Genomic DNA, 16,137 nt, shown 5'->3' with positions numbered 1-16,137 from the left:
CTACAAACCATTTAGCTCGAAAAAGTTCAAATTGGAATATAATTTGCAAATTTGTATCATCGAGTTATTTTGTAACCTGACTCCTATTAGAAAATTGATAAATTATTGTTTTTTCATATTATGTATGATTTTCATTTCGATACAATGTGTTGTCGGACAGGAAAGGTATGTCAAAACTACATATTATGATGAGGCTCATGAAGTGGTAAAAGAGCAGTATTATGTAAACGATACCATTGATAATAAACTGGAAGGAAAGTACTCATCTTTTTTCCTTTCAGGTTCACTAAAGTCAGAGGGTAATTACGTCAATAATGAGGCCTCCGGTATTTGGAAATACTATTTTGAGAACGGAAATCTCAAAACCACAGGAGTGTTTGATAAAGGAAAAAGTACAGGCATTTGGACATATTATTTTGAGCAGGGTGGGAAGAGATCTGAAGGGTTGCTGGAGAATAATAAGAAAGTAGGAGAGTGGGTTTATTATTTTGAAAATCAAGAGATTAAAAGCCGGGGAAAATATAATCAGGATGTTAGAGAAGATATTTGGAATTATTTCTATGAAGATGGGGAATTAAAGGCGCAGGCATATTATGATAATGGGGTGGGTATTTACACCGAATTTTATTCTTCCGGTAAGTTGAAAATGAAAGGTTTGAATAAGAACGGCCAAAGCGATAGCCTTTGGACGTATTATTATGAAACAGGAGAAAAACTTGCCAGAGGATACTATAAAAATGGATTAAAAACCGGTCCCTGGAAATATTTCTTCAAGAATGGAAATATTTCTTCTGAAGGTGGATATGAAGAGGGAAATTCTGTTGGGAATTGGATTTATTATCATGAAGATGGCTCTAAGAGTGCAGAAGGAATTCAAAAAGGAGGTTTGAAAGACGGATATTGGAATTTGTATTTTCAAACAGGTGAAGTAAAAGGAACAGGAGAATATGAACAAGGAACAGGACCTTATAAAGAATACTACAGTAGTGGAAAACTCCGCTTATCAGGTTTTTTCAGGAAGGGGCTTAGGGATGGGTTGTGGACATATTACGATGAAAATGGTGATATAGAAGGAGAAGCCGACTTTAAAAAGGGAACTGGAGAATATATAGGATACTACAGTGATGGTTCAAAAAAAATGGAAGGGGTGCTGTCTGATGATAAGAAAATCGGAGAATGGAAATTGTACAAAAAGGATGGTGCTTTGGCAGGTACTTATTTCCCATTGTACGAAGACGAACAGCCTATTTTCAGAGCAGCAGAATCATTGGACGACTCTTCTGACTCCAGAACGAGATACGATAAACCGGAATATCGTTTTAAAAGCAAGCAATTGAGGTATTTTTCTTCGGTAGTAAATGAATATAAAGGTATTATTCTTTCTGCCAATCCATTGTTGATGCCGATTGGAAGATTACCCTTTAGCCTGGAGTATTATATTCAGGAGAGGTTGGGATACGAATTATCATATACCTTAAACAGGAATCCCTTTTTTCAGCGAGCAGAAGACATCAAACAAAATGATGTTTATAACTCTGGAAGTACTTTCAGTTTCAGGCAAAAATTTTACAATCAGGATCGGTCTTCAGGTATGTTTTATTTCAGCCATGAAATAGGATACCAATATGTCAACAACAGGGTCAATGTGGAAGATGCCAATGACCCTGAACTGATCACCAATGTTGGGTCAAGGGAATCAAGGTATCATTATGGAATTCTTGTAGGAACCAGGCTAATGAGATACCCGGGAGATGCGGGTTTCGGTATGGATATTTTTGCAGGCGTTGGTATCGGAAGGCGTGTTTATGAAAAGAAATATACCGAGCAAGGTTATGATCAGTATTTTCAAGGATTGAACCAGTCAAAGACTTATATACCTATTATTGTAGGGCTCACTTTTGGTTATCTGGGTATGAAAAAAAGAGAGTATTATCCTTAAAGGGGCTGTATTAGATTGACTGTATTATACAAATGAGGAGTCTCTGGAAAGCAATATTTGGTATAATACAGTAGTTTTTGAACAAAATAGAGATGGTTTTTGGTTTTTAATATTAGGAGTTTTACATCATCATAGAGCAGTATGCGATTGCATGCTTTTGTAAAACTACTATAAATATGTACTATCAATTCACTATCAGATTTTGCCAGGTTACTGCTTTTCTTTTTATTTTTTCCTTTTTTTCAGGCTGTGGTAACGAAAAAAAGGAGACACCTGCAACGGACGAAGAAGCCTTCACAAAAAATATTAGGGAAACAGAAGCACTGAGTCCTGATGAAGAGCGGGCATCCTTTACTTTACCGCCAGGTTTTGAAATCCAGCTATTTGCCTCTGAGCCTCAAATCGGTAAACCACTCAATATGTCTTTTGATGCAAAAGGAAGAATGTGGGTCACTCAATCCTATGAATATCCTTTTCCGGACACTACAGGTGTTAGCAAAGATAAAATTTCGATTTTAGAAGATACAGATGGTGACGGGCGTGCCGATTTGATTACCGACTTTGCTGATTCTTTAAATATTCCCATAGGGATTATTCCAGTAAAAGGGGGAGCTATTGCCTATAGCATTCCGAATGTTTATTATCTGAAAGACAATGATGGTGATGACAAGGTTGATGAAAGAAATGTAGTCTTGAGTGGGTTTGAGTATAAAGATACTCATGGTATGGTCAATAACTTCTTCAGGGGGTTGGATGGTTGGATTCATGGATCGCACGGTTATGCCAATAAGTCTAATGTTACAGATCGTAATGGCAAAATCCTTGTAATGCAATCGGGAAACACTTTTCGGTTTAGAGAAGATGGCAGCAATGTAGAGTTTACTACAACAGGGCGTGTAAATCCCTTTGGATATGCCTATGACACATTGGGTTATTTGTATGCCGTGGATTGTCATACAAGTCCTATTTATCAACATATTACAGGAGCTGACTATCCTCATTTTGGAAAGAAACCGACAGGTATTGGATTTGGCCCATATACTGAAATCAAGAACCAGCATGGAGCCACTGCGCTTGCAGGGCTAGAATATTATGTAGCTTCCCAGTTTCCTTCAGAATATCAGAACAGTTTTTATTATGGTGATGTGGTAACGAGCCGAGTGTACCGCAGTACCATGGAAAAGAAAGGGACAACTGCCTACATTACCCAAGAGGAAGATTTTATTTCAAGTGAAGATCCTTGGTTTCGTCCGGTGGATGTAAAGATGGGGCCTGATGGCGCATTGTATATTGCTGATTTTTACAATAGAATCATTGGCCACTATGAAGTACCGCTGGATCATCCGGGAAGAGACAGGGAGCGAGGACGGATCTGGCGTATTGTATATACCGGGGAGAAGGCACATGACGAACCTGTAGATTTTGATTGGAGCACTGCCAATTTAGGGAAGTTAATTGAAGGACTTGGGCAGGAAAACCTACCGTTACGTACCATTATTTCAGATCAAATAATAGACAGGTTTGGCGAAAAAGCTATAGAATCTTTAAATAAAGCCTATGCCAGTAGCAACAATACAGGGCAGCAAATACAGATATTGTGGCTACTTTACCGAATGAGTGCTTTGCCTGATCAATTGTTGATTGCGGCTTCCAATAGTGCTGATGTAGTAAGAGTACATGCTCTGAGGATCATGTTTGAGTATGATGAGATTAGTGACGACCTGCTTCGAATTGCCAGTGATAACCTCAAAGAATCTCAACCTGACATTGTCAGGGCTTCTGTTATGTTACTGGCAAAGCACCCTAAAACAGAATACCTGCCACGGTTATTTTCTATTCAGGCAAAACTTCCGGAATATGACACCCATTTAAAATATGTTATAAGGCAGTGTTTGCGTGATCATCTTAGAAATGAAGAAGTAATTGCTTCTGTACTCAATCAAAATTGGAGTCAACAAGAAATGCAATCGTTGGTAGATGTGATCATAGGAGTAGATTCCGAAGCTGCTGCCAAATTTATTCTGAGTTATTTCAAATCTCTAAAATCATTAGAAGTAGAAGGATTGGATAAACTGACGGAACATGCTTCCAGATTTATTGCTCTTTCCAATTTAGACGAGCTTGTTTTGGCGGTTAAGTCACTTTCAGGAAATGATCTTGACTTACAATACAACCGTTACAAAGCCATTAAAGGAGGAGTAGATAGAAGAGGGGTTAAAGAAAGTAAGAGTGCCAGAGAATGGGCTATCAAGCTTGCACGTATTTTTTTGGATAAAAAGGATTTGGAATCATCTCTTTGGAGAATAGAACCAATAGAAAAATCTATTTATGAGAAAAATACATGGCAGTTGATAGATGTTGAAGCCAGGGGTAACCTTGATGCTACTACTGCACTCGCAAGTGGCTCGTTTGAGGATGAACATCAAATGAGCAAGTTATACTCTCCGGATTTTACCATTCCGGAAACACTTTCATTTCAACTTTTTGGAAACAAGCGTGATTCCGATGATCCGGATGTAAATACCAATGTAGTTCAGCTTAGACTTAGCGAATCAAATGAAGTGATTCAGGAGGCTTTTATTACTGAGCCCAGTATGCGCAAAAAGATAACCTGGAACAACAGTTCGGGCAAAGGCAAAAAAGGATACTTGGTTATTGTGGACGGTTCACCATATACAAACCGCACAATTGGAATTGGGCAACTGACACCATCTGTAGTAGATTTTCCAGCCGAAAGCCCGGGTCTCTTAGCTGAGCGGCAAGTCTTTGCAGCCAATGTAGCCCGGGATTACAAACTCAAGTTATGGAGCAAAGATTTGGGAGAATTATTTCTGTCAGAATATTCAGATTTATATGTGAAGGCTGCTTCTGCAGAGGCTCTCATGTTGATTGATGGCAACAATATAGACATAATAGAAGAAGTGATTGTCGATGAAAATACACAGCCATTTTTAGTAGAATCATTGGCACAATCAATAAGCAAATCCAATAGTACCAAGGTTCCTGTTGTTTTGAGGAAAGCGTTGGATAATCGCCCTTATGCAGTACAAAAGGAGATAGCAACAGTTTTGGCCCAGTCAGGTAAGGGTGTTGATCAATTGTTGGGGGCAGTGGCTCAGTTGGAAGTTGTTCCCAGAGTGTTGCTAGAGAGACAAATCAATGAATATTTATTAAATTCAGCTTCGAAAGGGCAATTGAGTAAGTATGAAGGGTTGATAAGTGGGATTAAAAAACCTAATGAAGAAATTCAGACCCTGATAGACAAACGTTTGGAAGATTTTCAATTGTCGGCAAATGCAATAGCTGGAGGCAAAGATGCATTCGTAATGCATTGTACACCTTGCCATCAAATCAATGGTAACGGTGGATCAATTGGGCCACAGTTGGATGGTATTGGCAATTGGGGAGCAAGGGCATTAACAGAGAAAATTCTGGATCCGAATAGGAATATTTCCAAGGCTTTTATCAATTACAACATCAAACTTAAAGACGGGACAAACCAGACCGGATTGTTTAGACGGGAAGAAGGTGAGTTGTTGGTTTTTGCCAATGCCGGAGGGCAGGAATTTACGATAGCCAAAGATAAAATTGCTGAACAAAAAGCAAGCCCTTTTACTTTAATGCCTGATCATTTTAGTAGGGTAATTGAGGAGGAAGACTTTTATTTATTGTTAAATTACTTATTAAGCCAAAAGTAATATGCTACGATCAAAACTTTACCTGATAATTGCAGTCCTCATGTGTCAAATGGGTTGTACTGCGCAAAAGAAAGAAAAGACTTCTGAAGTTAAACAGGAGACACAATCGTTGATCTTTCAAAAAACACATTTATGGGATGTTTTTATTGCTGAAGGTGTAGCCGTAGGAGATGTAAACAACGACGGAGAAATCGATATTATGGCAGGAGCTTATTGGTTCGAAGCACCTAAGTGGCTTCCCCACGAAATCCAGCCTCCAAAATCATACGATTACACAAAGGGATACAGCGATGCATTTCCCAGCTATGCTCACGATGTAAACGAAGATGGTTGGATAGATTTCATAATTTTCGGTTTTCCGGGTAAATCTGTGAATTGGTATGAAAACCCTAAAGGGCAGGACGTTCACTGGGAGGAACATGTCATCGATACCAATGCCTGCAATGAATCACCCTTCTTTGGAGACTTTGATGACAATGGTAGGATGGATTTGGTTTTTGGCAATGAAGAAACAGGCATAATGAAATGGTTTGAGCATACTATGAATGATGGAGTTGTAAATTGGGTATCGAGGGATGTAAGCAAGCCCAACTCACCCGGAACACCTAAATACTCACACGGATTGGGTATGGGCGATATTAATAGAGATGGCAGAAATGATGTAATCATTAGAGAGGGTTGGTGGGAAGCACCGGAAAATAAAGATGAACTGCCATGGACATTTCATGAGACAGATTTAGGCCAACTGTGTTCTCAAATGTATGCTTACGATTTTGATAAAGATGGAGACAATGACGTGATTTCTGCTGCTGCTCATAATTATGGTATGTGGTGGCATGAGCAGGTAAAGGGAGAATCGGGTGAGTCTAAGTTTGTTCACCACCTGATTGACAGTACTTTTTCACAAACCCATGCTTTGATACTCAAAGACATGAATATGGATGGGTTGCCTGATTTAGTTACCGGAAAAAGGTATTATGCACATCAGGGCAAAGATCCGGGTGGAAAGGAACCTGCAGTACTTTATTGGTTTGAACTTCAAAGAGATGAAAACAACAAACCGATGTGGATACGCCATCTGATAGATGACAACTCCGGCATAGGCCTCAATACAGTAGTTGAAGACATGAATGGTGATGGTAAACTGGATATTGTCATTGCCAACAAAAAGGGAGTTTTCATCTTTAAGCAAGAGTAATCACTCGTAGAAAGAGGTTAAGACGTGAGATGCCTTCCTGTTGGCAGGCCTGCCAGATTTACCTTTGAAAATCAGATGTTAACGGCAATTTCCAAGTTCTTTTCGAAAAGAAACCTGACAGGTTTAGAGTAAGGAGTTTTTTGTTCTTAACTGCTGCCCTGATGATGAGGCAGTAGTGACTGAAACCGATGGAGCTTATGTAGGCAGGTATCTCATAAAAAAGTATTTAAATGCTTTGAACCATATTAACTACTCTATTTTTACCTTTCTATTTAAACTACAATCAAGGTAAATTAATTTCTGCTTTCGCTTGTTGCTTAATTTTTATTAACTACATTTAAGGTAAATATTAAATTTATGGGAAAATACCAATTAGGTGAATTTGAGGAAGTAGTACTTTTGACAGTGGCCATACTTCATGGAGAGGCTTATGGAATAGCCATTATAGAAGAGATGGAAGAAAGGCTAAACCGCAAGGTGAGTATTGGTTCATTGCAAACTGTGCTTAGGCGTCTGGAGAAAAAAGGGCACCTCACATCAGAATTTGGAGAAGCAACCAAAGAAAGAGGTGGGAAGCGAAAACGTTATTTCACGGTAACCCAATACGGCAGAAGTGTATTGGAAGAGACAAAAGAACAAAGATTGGGAATGTGGCGTGCTATACCCGAGATAGTTTTCAATAAAGGATGAATAAAATACCCAAGCCATCTGAACTTTTGCTCCGCTTTTTTCGCTGGTTTTGCCATCCGAAGTATAGGGAAGATATAGAAGGCGATTTGTTGGAGCGGTTTGAAAAGAAGGTTAATACCATAGGTGTCAGGAAAGCAAAGTGGAGTTTTTTCAAGGATGTGATCAGGCTTTTCAGACCCTCTATCATCAGGCCATTAGAAGGAACTTATAGGTTAAACCAATTCGGAATGATCAAAAATTATTTAAAAACCGCCCCCCGTACATTTGTCAAAAATCCGTTGATCACCATTGTTAGCCTATTTAGTTTGGTTACTGGTATTGTGTGTTTTCAATTAATTCATGTTTGGTTAACTAATGAATTAAACACTGATCAATTTCATAAGAATATAGATAACATTCAAGTGGCTGTAATGAAATCTAACCCAATAGCCGATTACAAGCCTTTTAGCCATTCGAAGTTCTTTAACATGAACTATCATGAGTTCCCAAATATTAAAGGAAAATTGGAGATAAGTGTATATGATAACGATATCAAACTTATATCTCAGAATAGCGAATTTTATGGAAAGGGATTGATCGTTGATAGTACCTTCTTCGATTTTTTTGATTTCCCCTTGCATTCTGGAAATGACAAAGACATTCTTACCGACCCCAAAAATATCATTTTGACAAAAAAGTATGCAGCTAAGGTTTTTGGAGATAAAAATCCAATTGGAGAGGCCGTAAAAATTGAATGTGATAAAAGAGGTATTTATCAAGTAGCTGGCTTGCTTGATGACATTCCTTCGAGTAGCTCTATAAATTTTGATTTTCTAATTCCCAGACATTCACAGCAGAACTGGGGTAAGATGAGTACGGATTTAATTCTTACGGATGATTTTTTTAACGAAAAGGAGTTTAAAGCAAAAATTGCTGAGATGGGTAGGTTTCATCCTCAATTTCCTGAGAGTACATTGTCCTGCATTCCATTTAGTTCAATATATTTTGAAAGGCATTTTGATTATGGTTTATTTTCTAAATATGGAGACCTGAATAATGTCAAAACGATGTTCATAATAGCATTGTTTATTTTACTGATAAGTGCTTTGAGCTTTGCCAATTTACAAACTACGCTTCAGCTTTCTACAATAAAAAACATGGGAATCAGACAGGTTAATGGAGCTTCAAAATTCGATTTGATAATTGAAACCTTAATTGGGCGATTGTATTTTCTGATTTCGTCCACCATAGTGGGTTGTTTTATATTTGAACTCATCTTTCCTTTTTATACAGGTATTCTAGAAATGGATTTAGACAGGAACAGAATCTTGGATGTAGCCGGAATTTTCAGTGTTTCTGGAATAATTATTTCTATTTCCATGTTTTTTGCACTGGTTCAAATTTCTAAGATAGAAACTGTGAAAGCACTTAAGAATAAGTTGTCAATTTCGAGTGTGTCGAAGATTCAAAGGGCACTTACCACAGTTCAATACGCTGTGACGATAATACTAATGATCGCCACAACCGTAGTATTCATACAATTTAAATATATGCTCAATAAGGATACAGGTTTGATTGAGGACAACATTATTAGTGTCAAGTTGACGAATCAAATTCCAAATAGATTATCAAGGGATGAGATGGTAAAAGAACGGGAAAACCAAAAGAAGGATTATCATTTCGTGGTAGATCAGTTGCGACAAAACCCGAATATAGTCTCCATATCACAAGGAAGAATGCCCATCAGTTCCGTTGCGTATCCTATGGCTTGGCGTTTTCAATCCCAAGGAATAGACTACACTACTGAAAATATGATGGTAGTTGACCCAGAGTATGATGATTTGTTTGGTATAGAAATATTGGAAGGCAGGTTTTTTTCTGATTCCCTTGATATGTCACGACAAAAAAAGGTGGTAATAAACGAAGCAGCCAAGAAATATTGGGGAATAGAAAATATAGATACTGCCAGGATTGCCAATCAATCTTGGGGAGATGACGAGGTGCCATATCGAGTCATTGGAGTAGTAAAGGACTATCACTATGAACATCTATCGGCTAAGATTAAACCACTAATGTTGGTTTATATGAGAAACTTGGAAGAGAACTTCTTAATAAGAATCCAAGACGGAAAGGAACAAGAATGTATGGCATTCATTGAAAAGCTATTTATGAAAGTGAACCCTATGGGTTCATTGAACTACGCTTATTTTACTGATAAAATTGAAGCCCAATACAAAAAGGAAAGAATAGTCAGTAGAATATATTTGGTTTTCACCATCATCGCCCTGATGCTCTCTTTAATTAGCCTGTTCACATTCGCTCTGTATGAGACTAAAAGGCGTACCAAAGAAATAGGAATCAGAAAAGTGAGTGGTGCAAGTTTTCAAGATTTATTTTCACTTCTCAGTCTGTCTTTTCTGAAAACAGTATTTATTGCTTATTTGGTCGCTTGTCCGGTTGCCTGGTATGGTATGAACAAATGGCTGGAAAATTTTGCATATCGCATAGATATGAGCTTGTGGGTATTTGCTTTTGCAGGTTTTATTGCTGCAGCATTAGCACTGCTTGCTGTAAGCTGGCAAAGCTGGAGTGTAATTAGAATAAACCCGGTAGAATCTTTAAGGTATGAATAATATCCCAAAGCCACCGAAACAAATTATCACTTTTAGTGAGAGCATTGAACCAGCTTTACTAAACTTTTGATGCTACTGGCTGCTAAGCTATATTCTCCGCTGGTTTTGCTATCTGGTGTAAATGTAGTTTGACAAAGCACCATGTAAGAAAAACTGTGAATTAATATTACTCACTAAATTGTAGAACAAATAAAATAATTTCCCGTACATTTGTTCTACAATATAGTATTATATAAAAATGAAAGAAACACGATTAGGGGAATTTGAAGAAGTCATCCTTTTATTGGTAGGTATTTTAGGAGAACAAGCCTATGCCTTCAAAATAGCTGAAGAATTTGAATCACAAACAAAGAGAGTAGTATCTATTGGAGCAGTCCATTCTACATTGAGTCGGCTGGGTGATAAAGGCTTTCTAACTTCCGAAATGGGTGAATCAACTGCAGAGAGAGGAGGTCGAAGAAAGCGTATTTATACCATTACGGCGAGTGGGGAAAGGACTTTGAGAGATGCCAGAGATTTTAAAATATCACTTTGGGATCAGTATCCTGCATTTGCGAGACTCACATTTTCTGGAAATTAAACGTGGGGATAAAAACAAAAATACCACCCCAACTAGCTGAACGCCTTCTCACTCTCTTCATCCGAAACGATCTGATCGAAGAAGTCCTAGGCGATCTGGAAGAGAAATTCTACACGACTGCAAAAGGTAAATCAGTCTTTCTGGCAAAGCTCAATTATTGGTATCAGGTATTTAATTATTTAAGACCTTTTGCTATTAGAAAACTAAGATCAAAAAACTCAAGTCGAATCACTATGTCCAGACATTATTTCAAAATATCCTGGAGGATCCTTGTCAGAAACAAGGTCTTCTCCACCATCAAGATTGGCGGTTTTTCGATTGGGATTGCCGCTTGCATTCTTATCTCTCTCTTCATTCAGCATGAGTTGAATTATGATCGGCATTATGAAAATGAGGATCGTATTTTTCGCATCACCAATCAATGGTCTCAGAATGGACAAGTCAACAGATGGATAAACCTGCAAGGGCCTTTGAAGGAGGTTTTTGAAGAAAACATCCCTGAATTGGAAAAGGTCGCCCGTGTCGTGACCTGGAGTTGGGGCAATACAGGTGACAATCATATAAGAAAGGTTAACTCCCCTCAAAATTTCTACGAAGAGGGCTTTTTCTACGCCGATCCCGAGTTGCTTGAAATCCTGGAAATCCCTCTACTTTATGGCTCAAAGGAATACACCCTCTCAGAACCAAACAGCATGGTCATTTCCCGGCGAATGGCCGAGAAATACTTCCCCAATGAAGATCCCGTGGGCCGTCAGATGATCCTCAACGACAACCCTGATGATACTTACACTATTGGTGGGGTGATGAAGGACTTTCCTTCCACCTCGCACCTGCAAGGAGACTTTATACTGACTTTGTTTGGAAGGAAATTTGGGCCTGGCTCCAGTGGTTGGTGTTGCTCAAACTATGCTTTTTATACCAAAGTGAGTCCTGAAGCCAACGTGAGTGATGTGCAGGGAAAGATGGTTTCCATGAGGGACACCTACGCAATTGATGGGTTCAGGCAAGCCGGCCAAACCGAACTGGACGAAATGCAGGAATTTCATTCTTACTACATACAGCCTGTGTACAACATTTATCTAAATCCTGACCAGATTGGAGACTATATTGACCATGGTTCTGCAGAATTGATTTGGATGTTAGGAATCATTGCACTTATTATTTTACTACTCGCCTGTGTTAATTTTGTCAATTTAACTACAGCCAAATCACTCAATCGCGCAAAGGAAGTGGGTCTGAGAAAAGTAGTTGGGGCAAATAGGTACGGTCTTATTTCTCAATACCTCTCAGAGTCCATTCTTTATAGCTTCATTTCTATTCTTTTAGGCTTAATCATGGCGTTTATAGCACTTCCTTTCTTCAACGAACTGGCCGGAGCTTCTCTCGAAATACCTTGGACATCTTGGTCGCTGTTTTTACTTTTAATAGTTGGAGGGGTTATTATTGGAGGATTGTCCGGTATTTACCCATCGCTGTATTTGTCAAGATTTCGGCCTGCTAGTGTTTTGAAAGGAAAATTAAGTGCCGGAAAAAATAATTCCTACCTGAGAGGATGTTTGGTGGTTTTTCAGTTTACGGTGACCATTATTCTGCTCATAGGTGCCCTGGTTACTCATGAGCAATTTCAATTGGTAATGAACAAATCACTGGGTTATGAAAAGGATCAGGTGCTCTTGATTCAGGGCTTGGAAACGATGGATTCCAATAAAAAAGACTTGCTAAAAGAAGAATTGCTCAGACTTGCTGAGGTGAAAAATGTTACGGTTGGGGATTTCATTCCGGTACAGGGATCAGCCATCCAAAACCGTACATTCTGGATATCCGACAGAAGACAGCTTGATCCCGGCTTTGAAGCCGCCCGATGGGCTGTTGATACAGACTACATTGAAACTTTGGGTATGAAAATAGTCAAGGGAAGGAACTTTATGGACATTCCTTCCGACAGTGCTGGGGTCATTATCAACGAGCGAATGGCTAGGGAATTTGGATTGGAAGATCCAATTGGCATCCGAATAACAGATATGTTCAACAATGAGTACCAGGTTATTGGTGTTGTCAGGGACTTTTATTTCAACTCTATTTTCGCTGATGTGAATCCTTTAGCCTTGTTTAAAGGAGAGGGAAATGCCACGGCTTCCATCAAAATAGCCTCAACGGAAATCAATCGGGCCATTACGGACATTGCCGGGGTGTGGGAACAAATACAACCCAATCAACCTTTCCGATACAGCTTTATGAACCAACGATTTGAAAGCATGTACGAGGGCCTGAACAGGGCAAAAGTTATTTTCCTCCTCTTCGCCACTTTATCCATTATAGTGGCGTGTTTAGGGCTTTTTGCGCTCTCTGCCTTTGTTGTGGAGCAACGCAGCAAAGAGATCAGCATCAGAAAAGTACTTGGTGCTAGTGTCGCTGGAATCTTCCGTCTGCTCACGCTGAATTATGTCCGGTGGGTGCTGATTTCACTCATCATAGCTGTGCCACTTGGCTGGTATATCATGGACGACTTTTTAGGTGAAATCAAAAACAGGGTAAACATGTCATGGACCCTCTTCGCCATTGCCGGGCTGATCGCCCTGGGTATTTCCGTAGTTACGATAAGCTTCGAAACAATTAAAGCCGCAGTTGCCAATCCTGCGGATAAGTTGCGGAATGAGTAAAATATGGAGTTTAAAATTTTTGATACTACTGGCTGCTAAGCTATATTCGAAGCTTGTTTTAGCCTTGAATTTACGATCAATGAAATTTATGAATACTTCAAAAATAGGATGGGTACTGATCTGTACAATTTTGACACTTGTAGGTTGTGGTGAAAATGGCCAGAAATGCGAACCGGTAGCTGGAACTGAGGCAGATATCAGCCTTGACTCATTGGCCAATGCCCTGAACTGGCCTAAGGAATTGAAGGTTACACATTTTACAGGCCCTGAACTTACACCCAGTCCTGCATGCCTTGCTGTAGCAGCTACAGGGGAGGTTTTCGTTGGAGTGGATATGATGGGCTCACTTGGTAAAGATCCGGGTAAAGGTAGTGTGGTGAAGCTTGTTGATTGCAATAACGACGGAATTGTTGACAAACATACTGTTTTTGCTAAAGTGGACAATCCTAGAGGTTTGATATCCTTAGGAAATAAACTTTTCGTATTGCACACTACTTTTTCCAAGGAAACAGGAATAGCCAGTGGAATGGATTTGGTTGTTTTTGAAGATAATGATGGAGATGGTGTGGCTGATGGGCCATCACAGCCTCTTTTACAAAATATTAGTTCTCCTAAGTTTTTACAAGATAGGGGAACGGATCATGCTACCAATGGCATCCGAATGGGTATCGATGGATGGATTTACATTGCAGTGGGTGATTTCGGCTTTCACAATGCTGTAGATCGGTCTGGGAAAAAAATGACCATGTTGGGCGGTGGGATCGTGAGGATACGTCCTGACGGTACAGAAACGGAAGTATATACTCATGGTCTAAGAAATATCTACGACGTAGCTATTGATCCTTTTATGAATATCTATACAAGAGGAAATACCAACGATGGTGGTGGTTGGAACATCCGTTTTATTCATCAAATCCAATCAGGAGAATATGGTTATCCAGTGTTGTTCAAACATTTTACAGAGGAGATCCTTCCTGCCTTGGTTGATGTTGGTGGTGGGTCAGGTACGGGTTCTTTGTTTATGGATGATCCTACCTGGCCTGATAAATACAACAATGTACCCATGATGGCAGATTGGGGAAGAAGTCAACTGTACATCCATCGGGTGACTCCTGATGGAGCCAGTTTTACGCAAGATGAAGAAGAATTTTTTAAGCTATCTCAAATCACAGATCTTGATGTGGATGCTTCTGGCAGGTTGTACATGGCTGCCTGGGATGGTGCAGGGTACAAAGGAGACTCAAGCAAGGGATATGTGGTAAGGGCTATTCCTAAGAACTGGGAGTACAAACCCTATCCGAACCTGAAAGAGTTATCTATATATGGGTTGATAGAATACATGAAATCAGGAAGCGCAGCTGCACGGTTGCATGCACAACAGGAGCTTATCACCAGACCGGTAGAAGATGCTTCTCAGGCTGCCTGGAAAATAGCAAGCGATCAAAGTTTGCCATTGAAAGTACGGGTAGCAGGTATCTTTGGTTATAGTCAGGTCGCTGGAGAGAGTGCTGTTGATAATTTGGTTTCGTTGACCAAAGAGGATGCACTTAGAGAATTTGCATTACGGGCACTTACGGACCGGAAAGGCCGTCTGGACAATGTGCCCACTGAACCATTTATCCAGGGATTAGAAGATTCTTCTGACAGGGTGAAAATTGCAGCGGCTGTTGGCCTTGGCCGTCTCAACCGGACAGAGACTGCTGATGCATTGTTGCAAATAGCTGTTCCGGATTCGTTTGTTGCACCTGAGAAAAATACTGAAGGCCCACATGCAACGCCCAATTCAGCCATAATACCTGCACATATTGCTGTCAGGTCTTTGGTTAGCCTCAATGCTGTTGATGCTTGCGTTGCTGCCATAGGAGGAGAAAACTCAGATCTTGCACTTTGGGCATTACGCTATATGCATGACAGTAAGGCTGTAGAAGGATTAATTGCCTCATACGAAAATGCAAATGATGAAAGTTTAGGTTTAAAAGAACAAATATTGGTAACTATTGCAAGGTTGTATCAAAAAGAAGCTCCTTATGATGGGTCTTGGTGGTGGAGCACACGTCCTGACACGCATGGCCCTTACTATAAAACCGTTACCTGGGAATCTTCCGAAAAAATCAAAGACTTTTTATTCAAAGAGTGGGAAAGTGCTAATAAGAATGGCAAGCAGTTATTCGCTGATTTGAATGGTAAGCTTAGAATGGGCATTACGGAATTTGGTGGAGAGGAGAAAGAAGTAGTGACGGAAGCTAAAGATCCAGAAATCAACTTAAATAAAATCAAAAACAAAAAAGGGCAGATTGGAAAAAGCTCAATTGAGGATATCATGTTGGCAATGGGGAAATTAAAAGGTGATCCTGTACTCGGAAAAAAGCTTTTTACGCAACAAGGATGTGTTGCCTGTCACAATTTGAAAAAAGGAGAGGTAATGAAAGGCCCATTTATGGGTCAGATTGGCTCTATCATGAATCGAGACCAAATAGCTGAATCTATATTGAAGCCGAATGCGTCTATTTCTCAGGGATTTTCCTCTGTTTTGATTACTACTAAAGATGGTAAAAGTTATTCCGGGTTTGTTTCTGAAGAATCAGCTACAGCACTTAAAATAAGAAATATTGCAGGACAGGTATCTACGATCAAAGTAGAAGACATCAAAGCAAGAAAGGAACTGGAAAACTCTATGATGCCTGAAGGCCTGGCCAATGCATTGTCCTACGAAGAATTCGCATCGCTAATTACATTCCTGTCTCAACAGAAATAAAGTAC

The 16,137-nt window shown here is 39.5% G+C and carries 8 protein-coding genes; all 8 read left to right on the top strand.

Annotation, left to right across the window (positions count from 1 at the left end):
* The first annotated feature begins 124 nt into the window (after window positions 1-124).
* Window positions 125-1,939, top strand: coding sequence for a toxin-antitoxin system YwqK family antitoxin (locus AAOP42_RS19510; protein ID WP_349530261.1), 1,815 nt, complete (start codon window positions 125-127; stop codon window positions 1,937-1,939).
* Window positions 1,940-2,115: 176 nt separating this feature from the next.
* A complete protein-coding gene (locus AAOP42_RS19505) occupies window positions 2,116-5,637 on the top strand; it encodes a PVC-type heme-binding CxxCH protein (RefSeq protein WP_349530260.1) in 3,522 nt (1,173 codons plus the stop codon).
* A 1-nt stretch (window position 5,638) separates the two neighbouring features.
* Window positions 5,639-6,835 (top strand): FG-GAP repeat domain-containing protein, encoded by a 1,197-nt coding sequence (locus AAOP42_RS19500; protein WP_349530259.1) that lies wholly within the window; start codon window positions 5,639-5,641, stop codon window positions 6,833-6,835.
* A 357-nt stretch (window positions 6,836-7,192) separates the two neighbouring features.
* Window positions 7,193-7,525, top strand: coding sequence for a PadR family transcriptional regulator (locus AAOP42_RS19495; protein ID WP_349530258.1), 333 nt, complete (start codon window positions 7,193-7,195; stop codon window positions 7,523-7,525).
* Window positions 7,522-10,137, top strand: coding sequence for an ABC transporter permease (locus AAOP42_RS19490; RefSeq protein WP_349530257.1), 2,616 nt, complete (start codon window positions 7,522-7,524; stop codon window positions 10,135-10,137). The genes AAOP42_RS19495 and AAOP42_RS19490 overlap by 4 nt, the downstream gene beginning before the upstream one ends.
* Before the next feature lie 238 nt (window positions 10,138-10,375).
* Window positions 10,376-10,717 carry a PadR family transcriptional regulator gene (locus AAOP42_RS19485; protein WP_349530256.1) on the top strand — a complete coding sequence of 114 codons (342 nt, stop codon included), beginning with the start codon at window positions 10,376-10,378 and terminating at the stop codon, window positions 10,715-10,717.
* Between the two features lie 2 nt (window positions 10,718-10,719).
* Window positions 10,720-13,377: an ABC transporter permease gene (locus AAOP42_RS19480; protein WP_349530255.1), complete on the top strand. Its 2,658-nt coding sequence runs from the start codon at window positions 10,720-10,722 to the stop codon at window positions 13,375-13,377.
* 88 nt (window positions 13,378-13,465) lie between these two features.
* On the top strand, window positions 13,466-16,132 hold the full coding sequence (locus tag AAOP42_RS19475; RefSeq protein WP_349530254.1) for a DUF7133 domain-containing protein: 2,667 nt from the start codon (window positions 13,466-13,468) through the stop codon (window positions 16,130-16,132).
* The last annotated feature ends 5 nt before the right edge of the window (window positions 16,133-16,137 follow it).

The sequence above is a fragment of the Reichenbachiella sp. MALMAid0571 genome, from assembly GCF_040151475.1.
Taxonomy (GTDB): Bacteria; Bacteroidota; Bacteroidia; order Cytophagales; family Cyclobacteriaceae; genus CAXBNB01.
Note: the sequence above shows the minus strand (reverse complement) of the source record. Positions and strands in the feature narration are given on the sequence as shown.

Excerpts from the sequence above, each read along its gene's own strand:
- AAOP42_RS19510 (WP_349530261.1), top strand. The coding sequence starts at position 125 with ATGATTTTCATTTCGATACAATGTGTTGTCGGACAGGAAAGGTATGTC.
- AAOP42_RS19505 (WP_349530260.1), top strand. The coding sequence starts at position 2,116 with ATGTACTATCAATTCACTATCAGATTTTGCCAGGTTACTGCTTTTCTT.
- AAOP42_RS19500 (WP_349530259.1), top strand. The coding sequence starts at position 5,639 with ATGCTACGATCAAAACTTTACCTGATAATTGCAGTCCTCATGTGTCAA.
- AAOP42_RS19495 (WP_349530258.1), top strand. The coding sequence starts at position 7,193 with ATGGGAAAATACCAATTAGGTGAATTTGAGGAAGTAGTACTTTTGACA.
- AAOP42_RS19490 (WP_349530257.1), top strand. The coding sequence starts at position 7,522 with ATGAATAAAATACCCAAGCCATCTGAACTTTTGCTCCGCTTTTTTCGC.
- AAOP42_RS19485 (WP_349530256.1), top strand. The coding sequence starts at position 10,376 with ATGAAAGAAACACGATTAGGGGAATTTGAAGAAGTCATCCTTTTATTG.
- AAOP42_RS19475 (WP_349530254.1), top strand. The coding sequence starts at position 13,466 with ATGAATACTTCAAAAATAGGATGGGTACTGATCTGTACAATTTTGACA.